Raw genomic sequence first — 21174 nt, 5'->3', positions numbered from 1 at the left:
TATGAATTGAAACTTATTAAAAGCTTAAAATTTAAACTTACCATTGCTATATATTTTTTATTATAAAGACTTTTGATGGAAAAATAGACTTAAAATAAAAATAGTTATGTTACTTAACTCAGAATCTATTTAAAAAGTATAACAACTGACCGTAAAGTTTTCTTCTCGACTTTATGTGGTAATTTTATAAATATTTGTTTTTATATACTTTATTTTTATTTTGAAAATAACTTGAAATACTTTGTCTTACAATTACCTTTTGCCTTGTGACAGGATATCTATTAATCTGAGATGACTATATTGTGAGGTCATTCAATGATTTCATGGCTTTTTATTGGCTTAGTAGCCACAATTTTACTTACTCCAGGCCCAACCAATACTCTGCTCGCTTCTTCAGGAGTACAAGTGGGTTTAAGGAAGTCAGTAAAACTTATTCCAGCAGAAGTTTTGGGTTATGTAATCTCTATTTCTGCATGGGGAATGCTGATTGGAAAAGTGTCTAGCACACTACCAATGCTGCCGCCTATTCTAAAGCTATTGAGCGCTTGCTATATTATTTTCTTAGCCATCAAGTTATGGCATACGGCAAATCAAGAAGTTGAATTAAATCAGCCAACGATTCGTGCTCGTGAGTTATTCTGCGCCACTTTATTAAACCCAAAAGCCTTACTCTTTGCCTCAGCAATTTTCCCGGTAGCTGCATGGAGTAATTTTCATATTTATTTAATTCATATGATGGCTTATTTAGCGCTTATTACCCCAATTGCATTGTTCTGGATTTTCTTGGGATCGGTTTTAGCTTCTAAGAAAGTGGGTTGGTTAAATCAAACTAACTTGCAAAAAACCGCTTCACTTGTATTGGTCAGCTTTTCAATTCCAATTAGTTATTCTGCTTTACTGAACCTTTAAACGTACTGCTGAGCTATTCTTATTTATTTGAGTAGCTCTGTGTTGTTTTCATAATTGGTTTTTTAAGTTAAAGTACGTCGAAATCAATGAATTTACCTTTTGGATAGAAAATACATGGCCATTAAGTCTGATCGTTGGATTCGCGAGATGAGCGAAAAACACGGCATGATTGAACCTTATGCAGAGAATCAAGTCCGTTTTGATAAAAATGGTGAAAAGTTGATTTCCTACGGGGTCTCTAGCTATGGTTATGATGTACGCTGTGCCCGTGAATTCAAGGTTTTTACAAACGTACATTCTGCAATTGTCGATCCAAAGAATTTTGATGACAAAAGTTTTATCGATATTGAGTCTGACGTTTGTATTATTCCGCCAAACTCATTTGCTCTAGCGCGTACAATTGAATATTTCCGTATACCTCGCAATGTGTTAACAGTGTGCTTAGGTAAATCGACCTACGCTCGTTGCGGTATTATTGTAAATGTGACTCCATTAGAACCTGAATGGGAAGGTCACGTTACGTTAGAATTTTCAAATACGACAAATTTACCTGCACGTATTTATGCTGGGGAAGGCGTAGCACAAATGCTATTCTTTGAAAGTGATGAAGTATGTGAAACCTCTTATAAAGACCGTGGTGGTAAATACCAAGGTCAAACAGGTGTTACGCTTCCTAAAACTTAATCTTTCCTCGATGAAAAGATTTTAAAAATAATGGGTCACTTAGGTGGCCCAATTTTATAAATAAAATTTTTTTGAGAAGCGTTTATCGGAATTATGATAAACGACAGTTTCCTTTTGTAAAAAATGATATAATATGATCAATAATTGATTTGTTTTTTGTTCTGCATCACAGAATTTAAAGGCAAATGTGGTTGATATAGGCTCTCTTTGATAATGTTTAGTTAAATATTTATCAAATGCAGATAGGCCAAATAAAAAGAAATTAAATAGGATTATGCCCCCACGGATACGGAGGTCGGCCATGCGACAGTTTACGTCTCTTCGAGTAGCACTTTTAACTCTCGGAAGCTTATGTTTTTCTTCAGCTTACGCTGCTTCTACACTAGTCCCTATGTCAGATGCTGAACTATCAGCAACTCGTGGCCAAGCTTTAATGGGTATGTCTTATATTGCGCCTACAGATTCTGCAAGTAACTCAAGTTCAAATGGAAATATGGGGTTTTACCGACTTGCATTAGATGCCCAATTAGAACTTAATGCCAATATTAAAAAATTACAGTTAGGTTGTGGTGGGGTAAATGGCGCTGGTGCCTGTGACATCGATATTGATTATTTGAGTTTAAGTGGTGGCACGGTAGATAGTACTAGTACTGAGCGTGCTTCTTCTTCCGCTATTATTACCAATCCATTTTTAGAATTTGCTGTTAAAAATCCAGATTCAGCTTCTACACGTGAGATCCAAGGTTTTCGGTTAAGTGCTAAGTCACTTTCGGGTTTACTTACTTTTGGTTTAGAAAATGGTGATGCTGCTAGTGGTATTAATTCATTAAGTGGATATATGGTAACTAAACCAACTGGAGGTACGGTAACTACGAATCCTTACTATGGTATTACCCAAGATGAAACCGGAACTGCAATTACAGGACGGGCAGAATTTATAGGTAACATAGCAACACTTCCATTTACATCTACGGCCTATAATCTAAATTTAGGTGCAGGTAGTGGAACATTGTCTATGGGGCAACAAATTATTACGGGTAAGCGTATTAATACAGCTAATTTGAATGCAACAGCAAGGGTTGGAGGGATTGCAGTTACGGGGACTTTAGATGCAACTGCTTCAGTGCTGGGTATTCCTGTTCCGATTTCGGGTGATGTAACTGGAACAGTAAATAATCTTGATGTAAATGTGGCAATTAAACAAAGTCTGGGTTATTTCCATGCTGCTCAACTGAATGGCTCTGCTGGTTATCTCTCCGTACAGGGCGTAAATATATTATGGCCAGAGGCAGCCTCAACGGCACAAACAGGATGGTGGCTAGAGCTTACAAACCCAATTGATATTGGACAAATTACTCCTACGGGAAATGTTGATATTGCATTAGCTACAATTACTGATGCCTTGGGACAAGTTAGTTCTTATCTAGAAACACATCCTGTTAAATGTGGAGCATTAGCATTAAACTGTTTAGCAGGTAATCTTCCTATTGGAACTGTTGATTTAACAGGGAAAACACCAGCTTCTATGGCCTTAACTAATGTAGTGCTTCAAAAACAAAACTTCTCAGCTAACTGTTATGGTTCTTTAAAATTCTGTTAAATGCATCTCTTATTTCTCGTTTATCGGAAAAATGAGTTTTTATTTATTTAATTTTGCATTTGAGTAAATATTCAGCATAATGGAAATGTGGAAAGGTTGGCAATTTTTAAAAGTTTGCCCCTTGTGAGATGAAAAAGGAAATAATCTCACATCAAGGACTGTTAAAGAAAAAGAAATATGGTGCGTGGCATCGTATAAAACAGGAAGGTCACGATGACTACACTTAATTATACGGTAAGGTTTCAAAAAACCGTTTTAGCAAGTTTAATTGGACTTTTTTTAAGTCAGTCAAGCTTTGCTCTTGAAGAACTTTCTGATGCTGGTTTAAGTGAAACTACAGGCGAAGGTATTGCAATATTACCACAAAATACATTCATGGTATTTCGTGGCGCTGGTCCAAATGAATCTGTAAATCAAATTATTACCGATCGTAGTAAAGATACAGGTTATATTAACTATGTACCCGTAGGGCCTTTGAGTGTTGGTGCGGCTGATACAAGTGGTAATGGCACTGTTGGACCAGAAGACCGCGCAGTAGGTAAAGCAGACATATTTCTTTATGGATTAGCATTATCTAAGTCAGATGGCGATGCAAATTCGCGTATTGCTAACACCTCAGCTGCAGCAGCGATTTCAAGTTGGGGCACAGGAGCCAATCCATGGATATTTAAAGTAAAAACTGCGACCAATGTTCCTAATTTTAGTACAACAGATAGCGGTGTTTACCCAGTAACGTATTTATCTTTAGAAGCTCCTCTATATCAACCATTAATTGATGGGGCAGAGGGAGCTGATGCATATAATTTAAAATTAGGGCTATGGGCTGATGCATTTGTACGTAATCCCAATGTTGTCGCTACAACAAATGGCTCTCTAGCCCAATTTCAATATGGTAATAATAACGGGTTAATTGGTACCAGTATTGATACAACTCGTGCTAACCGATTACGTTTGCAAGGCATTCTAAATGGCTTTAGTTTAAATGGTAGCCAGATTAGTATGTTCCAAACATTAGGTGGTGCAACTACGGCTGGAGGAATGAGTCCTTTTTATAATAATACGTTAGGAATGTCTGGACTAGTTCGCTTAAATACGGGTGATAGCAAAAATACCAGTATTGTGACTGAAAATGTTACGAGTCAAACGCAGACATACGCTACAAGTAGTAATAATGGATGGCAAACAGTACATGCGGGTGCAAACTCAACTTTAAGTGCAAGTAGTACTGGAGACTGTGGTAACAGTGGCACAGGGAGTTTTAGTACCTCTCGTGGATGCCGTTACTATGTAGAAAATCGAACTAGAACAGATACAAAAACATCGAATAAAACACGAATTGCCTTTAATGATACAAATAAGGTATTGCGATTTAGTACCCGTGAAACTTCAGACTCACCAAATGCATCAAACAATTTATATACACCTGCATTTGACTCTGCAGGCGCTGTAGCACCGAAGTTTGCTGATAGTGAAGGCTTATATCTCTACAATCCAAATATTAATTTAGTATTAGGTAATTTATATCAACCGCTTATTTTAGGTTCCGACGGCAAAAACTTTAGTATTGAAATTGCTCGAATTGCAAATAAACCAGAAATATATAAACAGATTTATACTGATTACACTGGTGCTGACACGACTTACAAAGGTTCTACGTGTAACGTTTATTCATGTGTTAACCCTACGCATAGTAGTATTACGATTGGTACCGTATATAGTCCTGATAATGGAAAAACCTTGTTAGCAAATACCGGCGAAGGTGCAATTGGCGTTTCCTTTGGGCGTTTAATTTCAACAGGTACGCAAGTTTCTGGGACTTCTGCCGGTAGTTTGGTATCAATGACTAATTCAGTATCTGGTACTACTTCCGCCACAATGACAGAGGTCCGTTTTAAACAAAGACAACAGAATACCCAGACATGGAAACAAGAATATAGTTGTGGTTTGTTTAATTCTAACTGTGGTTATAAAACATTAGGATATTTATATCAATGGGAATATAGCAAAGGAACTGGTGCGTGGGTTATTACAAATCCAACGCCAAAACCAGCTGATGCAACAACTTGTTCTGGTGCTTTAGGATGTACGAGTACATCGGGTTCGACGCCAATGTATGGAGCTACTTCGAATCGTGATTGGACTAACTCTGCTATTCCATGGTTGACTTCAAGAAATGCTGTCGTCAACGATTTAATTGGTAGTAGTAATGGCACAACTGGATACGTTATTCCTACAGCTAATCAAGCTCCAGCTTTGTCTAACATTAGTCCTTTAAATAACTTGGGATCCGCTTCAATCGACGGTGTTTTAATCCAACACTTGAAACTGACAACTAAAGGTCTATAAGGAGGAGGAGAATGCTATGAAAAAAATAAGTACTTTAATCCTCGCTCTTTGTGCAACGGTGACTCATGCAGAGCTACAAACTTTAGATAATGAAGCATTACAGGCGATTAATGGTCAGGCGGGTGCTGATTTATCTTTAATGCTCAATTTAAACCAGACAGCTAACGGTGTATTTGACAATGGTAGTGGTGGTGTCTGTGAGAACGTAGAGTTTTGCCATATTGGCTTGGCAATTAATAAGCGTTTTGTACAAGCAGATGCGACCAAACCAAGTGGTTGGGCCGAAAATAGTGATAGTGGTAATAAACTTTGGCTTGTATTTAAAGGCGTACAAGGTACTTTAAATATCCAAAAAATGGGTTTGGATGGTGCTGATTTAAAGTATTTGGATAAAAACAATACTGAAATGATTAAGCCTGCTATTCAGCTTAGTTTTAGTGCAGCACAGCCAATTTTAATTCGTAACTTTGGTTTTAATGCCTTATCAATTGAGCAAGATAACTTTAGCAGCTCAACAACAGCGCAAGGTTCGAGTGCGAATATGTATGATTATGCATATTTCAAAAAGCCAACTTATGCGGCGACTGCTAATAGTGCAAACCAGCAAGTTGCTACTGCAACACCATCGGCGTATGACCATGGACGTGAAACTGGTTTTATGGGCTTGATGATGAATGGGAATTTGGCTATTCAAGGAAAAGTCATGGTCTTTAGCTGTGATGGCAGCCATCCTCGTTGTTAAGGGTTAATGTAGATTTCAAAGGAACTGAAGTGATGAAAAAAAATAAAGAAAATCACAGCTCAAAGTTTATTTTAAATACATTAGCAACCAGCATGTTGTTAGTGAGTGGTCAAATTTATGCTTTAGAAGCTTTAACAGATGCTGATTTGAGCGCCGTCAATGGACAAGATGGGATCTCGATTCAAACGACGTTTAATGAAATTAATATTGATAATGCTTACTGGGATGACCATGCAGGCACACCAACAAGTGCTGATCAGGTATTAAGAGCTCAAGCAAGTGGTGTAAAAGTCCAAAAAAGTAATGCATCTAGCCAAACTTTAAGCACTAATTACCGTTTAGATGTAGGGAGTAACCCAACTACGGGTAAAACTGGACTCGACTTTTCTATGCAAAGCAGTCCATCACTTATAACTGTAAATAGTTTTAAAGTATGTAATACCTCTGCTACTTGTTCACCAACAATGGGCCAGCTGGCTATTCAAACGACTTCCCCTCTAAATTTGGCACTTACAACCCAAGATGGTCTATTTAATGCAAATAGTCAGTCAAGCATGACGCTTGGTATTAATAATGCCAATATTTATTTAGGGCAATTAGATGCTCGTAGTCAGCTAAATCAGTTAATTTTAAGAAATTTTAACTTTAACTTTGTCGGTAAAGGAGCCATGCTGATTGATCCAATTCGTGGCGTGGTTTTACAGACAAATACTGGAACTAATGTCGCTGGTGTAGGACAAACCCCAAATAGTACCTATGGCTATGTTGATTTTAATCGTGTAGCAGATTCAGCTTCTGGTCTAACAGCAGGAACATATGTAGATAGTAGTGGAAAAGTAACTAATTCAGGCCTGAATATTGAGGTCATGTTAAGTTCTAATGTGGATAAAACTAACCCTTATGCTTTAGATGCAACCAATAGTCCCCAAAATGCGAAAGGTTTGATTCGTTTAGGTGCTAGCGGACGTATGGTAAATAGTTATTTACAAGTCCGTGGCATGGATGGTACGGCGGACACTACCACTTTAGGCACTGCAAATACCGCTACGGGTACGGGCTCAAGTAATAGTATTTTAGGTAATTCTGGGATTGCCTTTCGTATGAAAGGTGAATTCACTAAAGACAATGACTCAATGTTGGGCTCAGATGGCAAAGCAACCACTTTAGAAATTGGTGGAGCAGGTCTGAATGCTTATGGTTTCGAATTTGGTAATTTAACCGGCCTTAACTCCGCTACGCGTGGTTATTTTGACAGCGGAAATATTTATTTAAATCTTGCTGATACAAAAACATTATTAATGCCAAACAACGCGACCTTAAATGCAATTCGTTTAGGGTCGGGTACTTTAACAACAGCTGCTGATTATCAGCATAATATTCACCGTGATACGGTCACTAATCCGTTTAGCTTAATTCTTGCGATGCGTGGAGCAGAGTTTCAAGCATTTTCAAGACGCGGTCGTTTTACGACAAGTGCAAATGTTGCTGCTGCCAATCAGTTTGCAGACAATGGTGCAAATAACCAGTGGGGCTTAGCCTTACCTTTTTATAATTTAAATGCTAACGCTGCTGTATATGGTTTAGATGCACCGGCAAATAGCGCTTATTACTATACAAAAGATACAAATGGTAAGCCTATTCGAAATGCTGTAGCTGCATCTGGAACGACTTCGCGTTTAGGTTTTGGTATTGCTGCTGGAACTACGGGACGTGATGCGACTGGAACTAAAACAACCTCAATTTTATTAATTGATGGTTCTCCAAATGCTAATAATGGTGGTAGTCCTACTGATTATTACATGGGCTTACGTAATATCGATATGTTCCTCAAAGGCAATGGAAGTATTGGTTTAGAAAATGGCAGTCTTAATATTAGTTTAAAAGAGATGCTACTTGCTTTATCAACAGAAATTGCAGCTGGTTATTTACCAGGGGCTAAATATAAAACTTGTCCAGCGACGGGGTCATGTACTTCACCTATAGATAATTTTGCCAAAAATAATGATGTGTTATTTGGTCTAAAACTCCGTTTAGGTGGCGATCTTAACTTATCAATTGTGCCAAATAGTTCAATTGCAGATGGTAGTGCTTTAACTGTACTAGGCGATTTCACAGTGCCTGCGACAGCAACTGGAAATACGGTTCAAATTAGTGATCCGATTGATGGTTCTGCAATTGGTTTTGACAATATTACAGGAAAGCTAGCGTTTAATACCGCTTTGGTTGTGGGTAAAGATACAACAAGTGGTTTAGGTAAAGTTGGGGTAAATACAGCGGTTTATTTCAACCCTGATAAGAGTATTGACGGCGCGTTACGTGTTAAAGATATTAATTTCTATCCGCCTTCAACAGGAGCGGGAGCACGTTTAGGTGAGCTTGCAATTACGGGTGGACGTTTAAATAGTAGCTTTAGTATTGTGCCTAGAAATGGGGCCTTTAACTAATATAAAAAAGTGACGATTATCGTCACTTTTTTATATAAATTTTATTTTAGTGTGATTGGATTTGCATTCGTCGGGTTATAGAGATAATTGCTTTGTACTTGAATATTATTCTGATAGTCTGAACAAATAATAAGCGTTTGTCTCTTAAGGATTAGAGCGACATGAAGAATAAAAATATAGGGTTTTGGCTGCTACTTGCCAGTAGTTCAAGTGTTTTTGCAATGCAACCTTTGGATGATCAAAGCCTTGCAGCAGCGACGGGTCAAAATGGCTTAACTTTAGGAATTCAGGTCGATAAAGTTAAATTTAATCAAGTCGCACTTATTGATACTAATGGTATTGTTTCAACTTCTTATAACAGTAAAGCTGGTTTTGTCATTGCTGGAAACTCTACTAACCCAGTTCCTGGTATAGAGTTTATTAAAGCTGCTGTATCGGGTAATCCTTCTTTTAATATTGCAATGGATACCGATGCTGGGGGGGGAAATCCTTTTTTAAATTTAGCTATATCTATGGGAAATGATGTAAACGGAATTCGACTTCTACCTTTTTCAGTTTATTTAGCCCCAAGTACATCTTTATCTAGTCCATCCGATTATGCATTAACAAGTTATGCACCAAAATCAATTTTTAGTTCGGGAACGACAGTAAATACGGGTGTAAAAGAAATCATTCGTTCTACTGGAAATCTAGATATTAACTTTGTACAAACCAATAAACCCCGTTTAAACATTCAACTGGGTCATGCTGCCCAGTCCGTTATGGTTAAATTTGGTGGGGCAATTCAATCTATTTGTTCTGCTGCTACGGGTTGTCCAATTACTTTAGTGTCCGATAATACAGGTGCTACATTTGGGTTTAAGTTTGCAGGAACAAATACCTCAACTGGTTTTGTATTAGATGGTTTTTATGCAGGAGTTGATCCAACTGGATTAACTTTTGGGAATACAGGCGCATCTAGTAAATTTGATGCTTCACTTAATAATGTCACTTTAGGGAATATGGGTACTCAAAATACAACAACGTTTAATAATTTACCTAATGGTTCTATGGGGAGTTTTGGTGTCACTGGTGTTTCTGTAACTGACTTTAAAATGAAAGTAAGCGGCTTTTAAAAAAGAATAATAGCTTAACCTGAAATACGAGAGGGCGACTATGAAAATAATCGCCCTCTTTTTTTAAAGGCTATGCCGAGTTAAATAGTATATGATCTGGTGTGTTCTAATTGTTGAACAATTTCATCTAAAGCTTTGATACGTTTCACTTGGTCCCATAATTCTTTCGCTTGAGGATAGGCTTTGGTCATCATGCCTAACCACTGCTTATAACGACCAACCATCCCAATTTCTGTTTTTGCTTGACCGTTTAAAAAGCGAATTTGTAAGTCAACGAGTTGTTCCCAACTGAATAATGCCTCATTCATATTTTCACGAATACATTGGGTTAAATCTGGAGTCGTTACCGCACCACGGCCAATCATTAAGTCTTCACAACCAGACTGTTGCTGGCAAGCTTTAGCATCAGCATTGGTCCAGATTTCACCATTCGCAATGACATTAATTTTTAAAGCTTCTTTAATCGGTAGAATTTTTTCCCAATAAGCTGGTGGCGTATAGCCATCTGCTTTAGTTCGAGCGTGTACAGTTAACCAGCTTGCACCCGCATCTTCAACAGCGTGGGCATTTTCCATGGTGTGATTTTCATCGAGATAACCTAAACGCATTTTTGCTGAAACAGGAATGTGTGCAGGTACTGCATCTCTCACTGCTTTAATTAGCATATGTACAACATCAGGTTCATCAAGAAGAACAGAGCCGCCTCTGTGTCGGTTTACAGTTTTTGCAGGACAACCAAAATTAAGGTCGATTGCAGGTGCACCCAATTCAACAACTTTTGCTGCATTTGCTGCCAGCATATCTGGGTTATTACCTAGGAACTGAACATGAACAGGCGTACCTGCTGCTGTTTTACCATCATTTTTTAGTTCAGGACAAAAACTATAATAGATGTGGTCTGGCAAAATACTGTCTGTAACGCGAATAAATTCGGTCACACACCAGTCGAAATCACCAACAGATGTGAGTGTATCCCGCATGATCGGGTCAGTTAAACCTTCCATTGGAGCGAGTATGAGTTTCACAGTCTGTGTCACCTGAGTAAAACGAAAACAGCGTTATACGGGATATGCATAACGCTGTCTAGTATCGATTAAATTTTAATTTTTTTAGCGCCCTAAGATCATCTCAAGCACAAATTTACTGCCGATAAATCCGATCGCTAAAAGTACAAAACCCATTAAGGTAAAACGAATTGCTTTTTGGCCTCTCCAGCCAAGTTTGTAATGGCCGATCAGTAATGAGCCATAGATAAACCAAGAAATAATACTAAATACGGTTTTATGAGCGAGATGCTGAGCAAAGAAGTTATCAATGGTTAAAAAACCAAATGTAAGCGCAATCGTTAATAAAATAAAACCAGTAATGATCAGATCAAATAATAAAGATTCCATCGCCTGAATTGGCGGGAGTAAGTTGACCCAGAAACGTTTTTTTTGTTTCTTTTTGAGTTCACGGTTTTGGAACCACATTAAGATCGCATGTATGGTTGCCATCAGTAAAACTGCATAGGCAGAAAGCGAAAGAATGATATGAGTATCAAGTCCTAACGAATGTTGTTCAATAAATTGATCTGGTCGACTAAAGGCAAACCCTAAAATAAGACCAATAGCTGCGACAGGAATGCCTAACAAATTTAACGGCAGAATAGGGCGAAAAGTACTAAAAATTAAGCTTAACAATAACATAAGCCCTGATGTAAAAGACATCAGGTTAAATACATCGTAGTTAATTCCTGCTGGTGTAAGCATGGCATCGCATAAAACTGTGCCGTGCAGTACTAATGCCAAGATAGTAACAAAAGCAAATAACCATGAGTTTGGTTCACGTTTTGACATTAAACGAATAAACAGATACCAGAAAGAAGTGGTATATGCGATGAGTGCCAAAATTGTATAAACCAAGGGGAGGCTAATCATGTCAAACCTTTTTCAGGATTAATTCATCTATATAAGATATAAATTCGCTGCGAACTAAAGTATCCTATAGCATTCTATGCATAAATTTTCTATTTCGAGAAAGATTTTTTTGCAACTAGCCATTTTAAGCGGATTTTGCAATGTTTGATACCTTAACAGAACGACTCACACAGAGTTTAAGAAATGTTACTGGCTCAGGGCAGCTGACCGAAGACAATATTAAAGATACCTTACGTGAAGTACGTATGGCACTTCTTGAAGCCGATGTCGCGTTACCTGTAACTCGTGAATTTATCGCGAAAGTTAAGGAAGAGGCATTGGGCCAAGAAGTGATGACTCAGTTATCACCAGGCCAGGCATTTGTAAAAATTGTTTATGACGAGCTCACCAAGATGATGGGTGAGGCTAATGAAACACTTGATTTAAGTGCGAAACCTCCTGTTGTAGTATTACTTGCTGGTTTACAAGGTGCAGGTAAAACCACAACTGCTGCCAAGCTGGCACGTTTCTTAAAAGAACGTCAAAAGAAAAAAGTAATGACTGTTTCTGCCGACGTTTACCGTCCGGCAGCAATTAAACAGTTAGAAACTGTTTCAAATGAAGTTGGTGCAGGCTTTATTCCTTCAGATCCTTCTGAAAAGCCAATTGATATTGTTAATCGTGCAATTGAACAGGCAAAAATCCAGTTTGCTGATGTATTGATTGTCGATACGGCAGGCCGTTTACATGTCGATGCAGACATGATGGACGAAATTAAAGAATTGCATGCAGCAGTTAAGCCGACTGAAACTTTGTTTGTGGTTGATGCCATGACAGGTCAGGATGCTGCAAATACAGCAAAAGCATTTAATGATGCTTTAGCACTTACAGGTGTGATTCTTACTAAAACTGATGGTGATGCACGCGGTGGTGCAGCGCTTTCTGTGCGTGCCATTACTGGTAAGCCAATCAAGTTCTTGGGTATGGGTGAGAAGCTTGACGCTTTAGAACCATTCCATCCGGACCGTGTTGCTCAACGTATTTTAGGTATGGGTGACGTACTTTCTTTAGTCGAAGAAGTTGAACGTAAAATCGACAAAGAAAAAGCCGAAAAAATGGCGAAAAAATTGCAAAAAGGCGGTAGCTTCAACTTTGAAGATATGCTGATGCAATTTGAACAAATGAAAAAAATGGGCGGCATGATGGGCTTCTTAGACAAGTTGCCTGGCATGAGCGGTGCAGGAATTCAGCAAGCAATTGAGCAAGCGAACCCTGAAAAACAAGTTAAGAAGATGGAAGCTATTATCCAGTCAATGACTGTTAAAGAGCGCCGTAATCCGGACTTAATGAACCCAAGTCGTAAAAAACGTATTGCAGCAGGTTGCGGTATGGATGTTGCTGAAGTGAATAAACTTATCAAGCAACAAGCACAAATGGCCAAAATGATGAAGAAGTTTGCCAATCCATCTGGTATGAGCAAAATGATGCGTTCATTAGGCAATATGCAAAAGCAATTTGGCGGTGGCGGTGGCGGAATGGGACCACTGTTTGGTAACAACGACCAAAAGAAATAAATCCATAAAATAAAAGGCGCATATAGCGCCTTTTATTTTGTTGTGTATTTTAGTCTTTAGGATAATGAGCAATATATTGCTGTAGTCCTTTGAGTAAAAGATCGGTTTCCACCACAGGCTCATATTTTTGTAGGAACTTGGCAAATAGTGTCGCATCGCCACCAGTTAGCAGCAGCTTTTTAGGAGATTGCTGCATAATATTTTCAATGGTACTAATCAGGCCTAATAAAATACCGTGATGTACTGCATCTACAGTGTTATTGCCCGGATTTAGATTGTCAAAAGCTGAGTCTGGAATTTTAATACCCTTGGTATTTTGAATAAGAGCATCTCGCTGCAAATACAGATTAGGCAGGATGTAACCTCCTAAATGTTGTTTGCCTTGCGTCAGGTCAATTGTGAGTGCTGTTCCGCAACCAATAATGCAATAGTTTTCATCTGCTTGAGCTACAGCTAACACTTGCAACCAGCGGTCAATTCCGAGTTGACTCGGAACTTCATAACCACACTGTAAGCCTGCATATTCAGAGTGAACTTTTGCAAAAACTACTGGAATTTCAAGCCATTTTAAAATCTGCTGAATGCGTTGATTATTCTCGGTATCAAGTACCGAAGAAATTCCAATGCGATGTAGACCTTGATGTTTAAAGTGTTGGATTAACCCAAGTAATAAATCGGCAGGAGACTGTAAATGTAGCTCAGCTGCATGTTCAATAATTTGCTGATTTTCAGTAATCCAGTATTTTAAACGGGTGTTTCCGATATCAAGCCATAAACTTTTCATGGGGGAAATACCTGATTACTGAGTTGTTTGTGGTCTTAGGCGACCTTGATAAAACTGCTGTGGTTCTGGAGTTTCAAGAATTACTGCACCTTCATTGGAGATTCCAACGAAACGGCCATGTACCAGTCCCTGACTATGTTCAAACTGAACTAGCTGATTAATCCATGCCGCATGATGGTTAAAACGTCCCGCTAAATTGTAGCAGCCATGATCAAACCAGCGAGCAGCATTTTGAATCGCAATATAAAGTTCTGAAATTAACTCAAGACGTCCCATTTGCTCTAGACCTAAATCCTCTAAAGAGGTAATTGGCTGATCACTATCAGTCACTGGTGGTGTTTTTAAATTAATGCCTACACCTACAATAGCCTGATGCTGAGACAGTGGTTCGACTAAAATTCCCCCCCATTTTCCCTGAGCACTATATAAATCGTTTGGCCATTTCACTTGCAGATTCAGAGCTTGTAACTGGGGGATTTGCAAAATATTCAGAGCAACTTCAAGTGCTAAGCGACCATCTAAGGGTGTTCGAGTTTGCACCAATGTGCTTAAATAAATGTTTCCTTCAGGTGAAATCCATTGCCGTTGATGTTGACCTCGCCCTTGAGTTTGTTGAGCACTGCAAACCAAGCCCGTTGTAATGCCTTTTTGGGCAATTTCACGAATATCATCATTGGTCGAAGTTGTGGTTGCTTTTAATAAAACCACTTCTGGAAGTTGGTTTTTTGCGCTTAAAAGTTGTTGTAGTTGGCGAGTCTCTAAATCCATGTTGAATATGAGCAGAGTGGTAAAACATTTATGGAGTTAATCATATATTTACTCATTGGTGCAATTGCTGGTTTTACTGCCGGATTGTTTGGAGTTGGTGGTGGACTAATTATTGTACCAATCCTCTATGTCGTTTTTACCCAATTGCACTACGATCCCGCGGTAATCATGCATATTGCAGTCGGAACATCACTTGCAACCATTATTGTGACGTCTTTTAGTTCTGTTACAGCTCATCATAAAAAGGGTGCAGTACTTTGGCCTGTTTTTCGTAATTTAGCGCCTGGACTGGTGTTGGGCTCATTTTTAGGGGCGGGTATTGCCGACCTGATGTCTGGCCAGCATTTGCAACTTCTTATTGGTATTTTTGCGGTTGTGATGGCTTATCGGATGTTTAAAGGAGCACATGTAGTTGTTGATCCAACGCGTCAGCTTCCTTCAACCCCTATGCAATTCATGGCGGGTGGAGGCATTGGTATTGCCTCTGCAATTTTTGGAATTGGGGGAGGAAGTTTAACCGTTCCATATTTAAACCGTCATGGCGTGGTTATGCAAAAAGCAGTCGCGACTTCGGCCGCTTGTGGTTTACCAATTGCAGTTGCTGGAGCGATTGGCTTTATGTGGTTTGGTGCCAAAGAACAAATCTCAGTGCCTAACACGATTGGTTATGTGCATATCTATGCTTTTATTGGCATTAGTGTCATGAGTTTTGTCACAGCGAAGTTTGGAGCAAAGGTTGCTCATGCGTTGTCGCCGCAGATGTTAAAAAAATGCTTTGCTTGCCTCTTAGTGGTGGTAGGCAGTTATTTTATTTATAAAGGTATTATGCACTAGAGACTAAAATCTTAAATTTATAAGACCGTGGTGTAAGAGCTTGAGTTTTTAGAAATTCGAGCTTTTTTTATTTATAAAATATAAGAGCGTTCCAAGCTTTTATTCATCTGATTTTGATGTTGTTTTTAAATGAGTTGGCTTAAAATGCAATAAAATTGTCAGACAATGACATAGTTTTTAATCGATGGGATCAGTTAAAAACAAGGATGCGAAAGAAAAGCATGGATTAATGCATATAAAAAGTAGCGGGTGATTTATGAATCTCGAAGACACAGAAAGTCTTTCTGAGCAAATTGTCAAATATATTAGCGAACAGATCATTAGTGGCGAGCTAGTAGAAGGCGAACGTATTCAAGAACTACGTATTGCCAAAGAACTTGACGTTAGCCGAGGATCAGTTCGTGAAGCATTGTTATTATTAGAGCGTACTCATTTAATTGAGATTTTTCCACGCCGTGGAGCAATTGTTTCAGAAATGTCTGCACAACAAGTTAAAGCGTTGTTTGATACAAATATGATGTTATTGGGGCATATTGTACAACGCATGAGCGAAACATGGCGTGCGCATGAAGCAGATCAATTACAGTTGCTATTAGAGCAACTTCTTGAGCATGTCAAAGCAGGTGATATCGAAAAATTTTATGATGGAGTCTTCCAATATTTAGCTGAACAGCAAGATATGGTGGGGAATCCTTATCTAATGAAATTTTATAAAGAGTTATTACCCTCATTACGTCGTAGTTATTTTTTGACCTTAAATACCTCTAAGCGGGAACTACAAGAAGCATTTGCATTATTTAAACTCGTGACTGATGCAATTTTAATCCGAAAATCACAACAAGCCGCTTTATTTATGGAAGATTTTTGTCGACACTTACGTAACCTTGTGTTGGAATCGCTGACACGAATGAAACAGATTGAATTGGCTTGGGCAAGACGCTCACGCCGCTAGTTAGGGCATTATGCGTTTAAGCAGTTTAAAACTTTCCGGCTTTAAATCTTTTGCAGATAGTACAACCTTAAATTTTAAGGCTAACCGCACAGCAGTGGTTGGTCCAAATGGTTGTGGCAAATCCAATGTAATCGATGCAATCCGCTGGGTGATGGGTGAATCAAACGCTCGTCAACTCCGTGGTGGTAGCATGCAAGATGTTATTTTTACGGGGACTTCCAGACGTAAGCCCGTTGGTGTGGCCAGTGTTGAGCTACGCTTTGATAATACTTATGGAAAGTTAGGTGGATCGTATAATGCTTATAATGAGTTAGCTGTTCGCCGTCAGGTCACTCGTGAAGGTAAGTCAGAATATTTCTTGAATGGTACACGTTGTCGCCGCCGTGATATTACCGATATTTTCTTGGGAACAGGCTTAGGACCACGTTCATATGCGGTCATTGAGCAAGGCATGATTAACCGCTTAGTTGATGCCAAGCCTGAAGAAATGCGTGTGTTCATTGAGGAAGCCGCGGGTGTTTCTCGTTATCAGGCTCGTCGCCGTGAAACTTTGCAGCATCTTGAACATACAGAGCAAAACCTTTCACGCTTAGACGATATTGCACTAGAGTTAAAATCGCAGCTTAAAACGCTTAAGCGTCAGTCGGAAGCAGCGGTTCAATATAAAACTTTAGAAAGCCAGATTCGTACGCTTAAAATTGAAATTTTATCTTTTCAGGCAGAGAAAAGTGTACGCCTACAAGAAGAATATACCGTTCAAATGAATGAATTGGGTGAAACCTTTAAATTGGTTCGCTCAGAATTAAGCACGATTGAACATGATTTAGAAGCAACCAGTGCTTTGTTTCAGCGACTTATTCAGCAATCTTCACCGCTACAACAAGAATGGCAACAAGCTGAAAAGAAACTATCTGAGCTGAAAATGACTCTTGAACAAAAACAGAGTCTATACCAGCAAAATAGTACGACTCTCGTTCAGTTAGAGCAGCAAAGATTCCAAACTAAAGAACGTTTACAGCTTTCTGAATTGCAACTTGAAACACTGAATAATCAGCTAGAAGAACAAACAGAAGCTTTAACTGGAGTTGAGCATACAGCGACGGAGGCTGAACAAAACTTTGCTGATTTACAATCTCAGCAAAAACAAGCACAACAACAGTTTGAACAAGTAAAAGCTCAAGTTGAAAAACAACAGCAGCAAAAAATGCAGATGTCAGCTCAAATTGAACAGTTGGGTAAAAATGTTCAGCGCATTGAGCAGCAAAAAGAAACTTTGCAGCATCAAGCAAATCAAATTCAATCGCATGTTCATGAAGATGAGCAGAGTGAGCTTGAGCAACTGCAACAACAGTTGCATAGTGAAATTTCGATGCTTGAAACTGAAATTGAGCAACAATTACTGCATTTAGAGCAATCTCAACAGCAACATCAATCAAGTAAAAATCAGCAGCAAACGCTGAAAACAGAAATCCAAGTTTTATTATCAGAGCAGAAAAACTTAAGCCAGCTTGTTGCTAAACAAAATCCAAAGCAAAACCAAGATACGCTACGTTTAATGCAGGCTCTAGAGTTAACTGAGCAAGGTAAACCACATGCGCAGATTGTTGAGAAGTTTTTAGCAAAATGGTTGCAAGCTCATATTCTTGAGACTGAACAAGTCTTTCAAGAAGGAGTTGCTCGCCAGCTAAAACCTTCAGAGCAAACAAGTAAATTTAAAGGTAACTTGGCTTGTTTAAATGAGTGGATTGCATCGCCACAGCTATCAATCTTTTCAAATGTAGCGATTGCACAAGATTTGACTCAAGCTTTAAATGAGCAAAAGCAGTTGCAACATGGCCAGTCTGTTTTGACTTTAGATGGCTATCATGTCGGGCAGGATTGGGCGATTGCCCTTATATATGACGACGAAAGTCAAAGTGCACAAGGTATGCTGAGCCACCGTATTCGTCTAGATGAAATTGAACAAGTTCTTGAAAAGCAGCAACCAGAATTACAAGTATTAGATCAAATTATAGTTCAGCAAAAAGATGAGCTAGGGCAGTTACAAGTTGATCTACAGCAAAAACAACAAGTCATTAAACAAAAACAAAAAGACTTGCAACAGCTTGATGTGCAAATTGCCAAGCAACAAACCGCAGTACAAGCATTTTTACTGCAAAAACAGCAATTAAAAGATCAACTTGGTCAGTTAGACATGCAGCTTGAAGAAGATGCAATGCAAAAAGACGATCTTGAAATTGATTTGCATGCATTAGCAATCAAGCTTGAAACCATTTTACCTGACTATAAAACTTTGCAATTTCGGGTAGAAGAATTAACAGAGCAGCTTGAGGAACAACAACAAGCCCTGCAACATCAGCAACAAGAACGTGAAATTTTACGCCGTAATAGCACGCAGACAACTCAACAGATTGAGTTGCTTGAAAAAGATATCTCATTCTTGCAAAGCCAATATCAGCAAATTAATGTTCAAATGGAGCAAGCGAAAAAGTTTGTTGACCCTATTCAATTGGAGTTACCAAATCTTGAGTCAGAGTTTCAGCAACAATTTGCTCAAACTGAAAAGTTGCAAAAGAACTGGAATGAATGGCAGCTTGAACTCAATAGTGTGCAGGAAAAACAGCAGACTTTGACCGATCAGCGTCATCAATATCAACAAAAAGATGAGCAGCTTAGAGAACAACTTGAAGCGAAACGATTGGCATGGCAAGCAGCCAAGTCAGATCGTGAGCATTATCAAGAGCAGCTTAAAGAGCTAAATGCCGAGTTTCAAAAAGGCTTACAAATAGATTTAGTCGAGCACCAGCAAAAACTGGAAAAAGTACAGAAACAGTTTGAAAAAATCGGTGCAGTTAACCTTGCCGCTTCACAAGAGTTTGAAGAAGTTTCTCAGCGTTTTGATGAGCTGAGTCACCAGATTCAAGATTTGGAAAATACGGTAACTCAATTAAAAGATGCGATGAAAAGCATTGACCAAGAAACCCGTAAGCTGTTTATGACAACTTTTGATCAGATCAATCAGGAGTTGCAAAACCTGTTTCCAAAGGTTTTTAATGGTGGTGAGGCGAGTTTAAGTCTTGAAGATGACTGGCAATCTGGTGTTAAACTGATGGCAAGGCCACCGGGTAAGAAAAATAGTTCTCTAGCATTACTTTCCGGTGGAGAAAAGGCTTTAACAGCGTTAGCATTAGTATTTGCGATTTTTAGATTAAATCCGGCACCGTTTTGTGTACTAGATGAAGTGGACGCACCACTTGATGATGCGAATGTTCAGAGATATTGTAATTTGGTAAAAGAACTTTCTGAACATGTACAATTCATTTACATTACACATAATAAGCTGGCGATGACCATGGCAACTGATTTGTTGGGTGTGACCATGCCTGAACCGGGTACATCAAAATTAGTCACTGTCGATTTAGAACAGGCAAAAGAATACGGGTTAGTTTCGGAGTCATAGAATGGAAATCAATACGATTATTGGCATCGTTGTTGCCATTATAATTATGCTAATTGGCTTAAAAATGATTTTAAAAAAGCCAAACCATGCTGAACCCTCATTAGACAGTGATTTGCATATTAATCCTGATAGTAATCAACCGGTTATACCTAGGCACGTGAGAGATCAGCTTGAGAAAACTGAAGCTGAATCTGTAGCGGTGACTAGTGCAGAGCGAGTAGAACCGACTTTAAGCGAAGCTGCGCCGTCACAAGTACCTGAAACAAAACAGTCAGAAATTGAGACCGTAGAACCCGCTAAAGCAATTCAAACTGAACAAACTCAAGCAGTTGTTGAAAATGCTTATGTAGAAGAAATTAAATCTGAACAAACAGTACCAAGCTCTACCATTCATAAAGATGGTTCAGTTGAGTTGGTTGATACAGTTTCTGTTAAACCGGAAGCTGAAGCTTTAGCAAAAGAAAATCTGGAAGCTGAAAGCGAAAAAACTGAGCCTGAGTTGAGTTTAAACCCGAATATTGAAACCGCCGAAATTGCTGAGTTTGAAGGCGAGAGTAATATTCTGGATGTGCATTTACATGAACAGCAACGTTATGATGATGAAAGTGCATTAGCGATGGCTGAACAGATTATTGCGCTAAATGTTTATCCAAACCCTCGTCGTGCATTGTCTGGCGATAAAGCGCTTAAAGTGCTGTTGAAATATGGTTTACGCTACGGCGAAATGTCGTGCTTCCATCGTTATGAAAATACCGATGAGCCGAGTGTACTCATGTTCTCTGTATTGCGTATGACAGACAATGGACCAGCTGGTTTTGATCTTGAAACTCTATCTACTGAACAAGTTCAAGGGTTAGCATTTTTCCTTGCGCTTCCAAATAGTAAAGCCGTGACTGGTTTTGACATGATGGCGAGTATTGCAGGTTTAATTGCTCGCGAAATTGATGGCAAAGTTTACGATGAGAATAATCTTGAATTTACGCCACAGTTAAAAGAGCACTGGCGTCATCATGTGATTGATTATCGTCCGGCACAGGCGACCGCCTAGTTTTAATTTTTTACGT

At 38.8% G+C, this 21174-nt stretch carries 16 protein-coding genes; 12 read left to right on the top strand and 4 right to left on the bottom strand.

What is annotated here, in order from left to right:
- Positions 1-315: 315 nt before the first annotated feature.
- From H7R46_RS14685 to H7R46_RS14655, 7 genes are all read left to right on the top strand, one after another.
- On the top strand, positions 316-909 hold the full coding sequence (locus H7R46_RS14685; RefSeq protein ID WP_005071033.1) for a LysE family translocator: 594 nt from the start codon (positions 316-318) through the stop codon (positions 907-909).
- Between the two features lie 114 nt (positions 910-1023).
- On the top strand, positions 1024-1593 hold the full coding sequence (gene dcd, locus H7R46_RS14680; protein WP_002120290.1) for a dCTP deaminase: 570 nt from the start codon (positions 1024-1026) through the stop codon (positions 1591-1593).
- Positions 1594-1894: 301 nt separating this feature from the next.
- A complete protein-coding gene (locus H7R46_RS14675; protein ID WP_005071030.1) occupies positions 1895-3193 on the top strand; it encodes a hypothetical protein in 1299 nt (432 codons plus the stop codon).
- 213 nt (positions 3194-3406) lie between these two features.
- Positions 3407-5539 carry a hypothetical protein gene (locus tag H7R46_RS14670; RefSeq protein ID WP_002120326.1) on the top strand — a complete coding sequence of 711 codons (2133 nt, stop codon included), beginning with the start codon at positions 3407-3409 and terminating at the stop codon, positions 5537-5539.
- 16 nt (positions 5540-5555) lie between these two features.
- Positions 5556-6281, top strand: a complete 726-nt coding sequence (locus H7R46_RS14665; RefSeq protein ID WP_005071027.1) for a DUF6160 family protein — start codon at positions 5556-5558, stop codon at positions 6279-6281.
- A 32-nt stretch (positions 6282-6313) separates the two neighbouring features.
- Positions 6314-8725, top strand: coding sequence for a DUF6160 family protein (locus tag H7R46_RS14660; RefSeq protein WP_005071024.1), 2412 nt, complete (start codon positions 6314-6316; stop codon positions 8723-8725).
- A gap of 161 nt (positions 8726-8886) precedes the next feature.
- The gene (locus tag H7R46_RS14655) at positions 8887-9840 is read left to right on the top strand and encodes a DUF6160 family protein (protein WP_005071022.1); all 954 of its coding nucleotides are present in this window, start codon (positions 8887-8889) and stop codon (positions 9838-9840) included.
- 80 nt (positions 9841-9920) lie between these two features.
- Here H7R46_RS14655 and H7R46_RS14650 read toward each other — a convergent pair whose 3' ends face one another.
- Positions 9921-10865 carry a tRNA dihydrouridine synthase gene (locus H7R46_RS14650; RefSeq protein WP_005071020.1) on the bottom strand — a complete coding sequence of 315 codons (945 nt, stop codon included), beginning with the start codon at positions 10863-10865 and terminating at the stop codon, positions 9921-9923.
- Between the two features lie 84 nt (positions 10866-10949).
- Positions 10950-11759, bottom strand: coding sequence for an inner membrane protein YpjD (locus tag H7R46_RS14645; RefSeq protein WP_005071018.1), 810 nt, complete (start codon positions 11757-11759; stop codon positions 10950-10952).
- A gap of 140 nt (positions 11760-11899) precedes the next feature.
- Between H7R46_RS14645 and ffh the strand changes: the two genes are divergently transcribed.
- Positions 11900-13312 carry a signal recognition particle protein gene (gene ffh / locus H7R46_RS14640; RefSeq protein WP_002120334.1) on the top strand — a complete coding sequence of 471 codons (1413 nt, stop codon included), beginning with the start codon at positions 11900-11902 and terminating at the stop codon, positions 13310-13312.
- 49 nt (positions 13313-13361) lie between these two features.
- Here ffh and H7R46_RS14635 read toward each other — a convergent pair whose 3' ends face one another.
- Both H7R46_RS14635 and H7R46_RS14630 read right to left on the bottom strand, forming a co-directional pair.
- Complete coding sequence (locus tag H7R46_RS14635; protein ID WP_005071015.1) at positions 13362-14096, bottom strand: pantothenate kinase; 735 nt, start codon at positions 14094-14096, stop codon at positions 13362-13364.
- A gap of 15 nt (positions 14097-14111) precedes the next feature.
- Positions 14112-14864, bottom strand: coding sequence for a biotin--[acetyl-CoA-carboxylase] ligase (locus H7R46_RS14630; protein ID WP_005071013.1), 753 nt, complete (start codon positions 14862-14864; stop codon positions 14112-14114).
- 30 nt (positions 14865-14894) lie between these two features.
- Between H7R46_RS14630 and H7R46_RS14625 the strand changes: the two genes are divergently transcribed.
- The 4 genes from H7R46_RS14625 to H7R46_RS14610 all read left to right on the top strand — a co-directional run bounded on the left by H7R46_RS14625 (position 14895) and on the right by H7R46_RS14610 (position 21158).
- Complete coding sequence (locus tag H7R46_RS14625) at positions 14895-15698, top strand: sulfite exporter TauE/SafE family protein (protein WP_005071011.1); 804 nt, start codon at positions 14895-14897, stop codon at positions 15696-15698.
- Between the two features lie 256 nt (positions 15699-15954).
- The gene (locus tag H7R46_RS14620) at positions 15955-16650 is read left to right on the top strand and encodes a GntR family transcriptional regulator (protein WP_002120391.1); all 696 of its coding nucleotides are present in this window, start codon (positions 15955-15957) and stop codon (positions 16648-16650) included.
- 10 nt (positions 16651-16660) lie between these two features.
- Entirely contained in the window at positions 16661-20110 is a 3450-nt protein-coding gene (gene smc / locus H7R46_RS14615; RefSeq protein WP_005071007.1) for a chromosome segregation protein SMC, read from the top strand.
- Position 20111: 1 nt separating this feature from the next.
- Positions 20112-21158: a cell division protein ZipA C-terminal FtsZ-binding domain-containing protein gene (locus H7R46_RS14610; protein WP_005071005.1), complete on the top strand. Its 1047-nt coding sequence runs from the start codon at positions 20112-20114 to the stop codon at positions 21156-21158.
- The last annotated feature ends 16 nt before the right edge of the window (positions 21159-21174 follow it).

The sequence above is a fragment of the Acinetobacter sp. BEC1-S18-ESBL-01 genome (assembly GCF_014169935.1).
Taxonomy (GTDB): Bacteria; Pseudomonadota; Gammaproteobacteria; order Pseudomonadales; family Moraxellaceae; genus Acinetobacter; species Acinetobacter pittii.
The sequence above is the reverse complement of the archived record's forward strand: the minus strand, read 5'-3'. Positions and strand labels throughout refer to the sequence as shown.